Below are 1,072 nucleotides of genomic sequence, written 5' to 3'. Positions count from 1 at the left end.
GCGTCGGGATTGACGCCCGCGGTGTCAGTGTCGGTGTCGATGAGGTGGATGCGGTCGGGCTGTTCGTTCTGGGCGGTGCGGATCAGGCCCCACAGNGGTGCGTGCGGGAGGTGGATGTCCTCGGTCGGGTTGGTGGCGACGGCGCGGTGGGTGAGGACGACGAGGCGGCGGTCGGTCTGGTCGTTGTCGGCCAGCCAGCCCTGTACGTAGGTGAGAAGCGCCTCGGTCGCGACGTGCGCTGCAGCGGGCGAGTCCTCGGTGGCCGGGACGGCGACGTACACGTCTACCCGGTCGAGATCCACCTGCTCCACCGGTTCGGGGGCGGCGGAACGCCAGTCCAGGTGGAACAGGCTGTTGCGGGTGTCCTCGCTGCTACGGGCGCTGAGCGCCGCAGCGTCGACGGGCCGGGCGTGCAGCGCCGCGACCGTCGCCACCGGCGCGCCCGACGTGTCCCAGGTGTGCAGGGTGAAGTCGTGGCCGTGCTCACCGGTGGGGGTGAGGGTGGCACGTAGCTCCGTGGCGCCGGTGGCGTGCACCGACACACCGCTCCACGCGAACGGCAGCCGCAGTTGTCCGTCCGCGCCGTCGTTGTGCGCCGCGAGGGGGTGGAATGCGGCGTCGAGGAGCGCGGGGTGGATGGTGTGGCCAGCGGATTCGGCGCCGTGCGGAAGGGCGATCTCGGCGTGCAGGGTCCCGTCGGCTTCCTTCCAGGCCGCAGTCACACCCTGGAAGACGGGCCCGTACTCGTAGCCCGCTGCCGCCAGCTCCGGGTAGAGCGCGCTGACCGCGAAGGACTCGGCACTCGTGGGGGGCCACTGGGTCAGTAGCTCCGCAGCCTCCGCCGGTTCGGCGGTGAGGGTGCCGGTGGCGTGGGAGGTCCACGGCTCCGGCTCGGCGCCGTCGGTGTGCGGGCGCGAGTGGACGGTGACCTGCCACCGGCCCGTACCGCGTGTGTCGGATCCACCCTGGGAAGTGGCGGTGACTTGGAGGTCGCGGGCGCCGGTCTCCTGGAGCACGAGTGGTGCCTGGAGGGTGAGTTCTTCGAGGTGGGTGGCGCCGGTGTGGTCGCCGG

1 protein-coding gene is annotated in these 1,072 nt (G+C 72.1%); it reads right to left on the bottom strand.

The genetic code is table 11. The annotated features are described in order from the left end of the window. Window positions 1-1,016: SpnB-like Rossmann fold domain-containing protein (locus B124_RS37035; RefSeq protein ID WP_496507412.1), on the bottom strand; the 1,016-nt coding region annotated here is incomplete at its 3' end. Window positions 1,017-1,072: the final 56 nt, after the last annotated feature.

It is taken from the genome of Streptomyces sp. CNP082, from assembly GCF_059570535.1.
The sequence above is the reverse complement of the archived record's forward strand: the minus strand, read 5'-3'. Positions and strand labels throughout refer to the sequence as shown.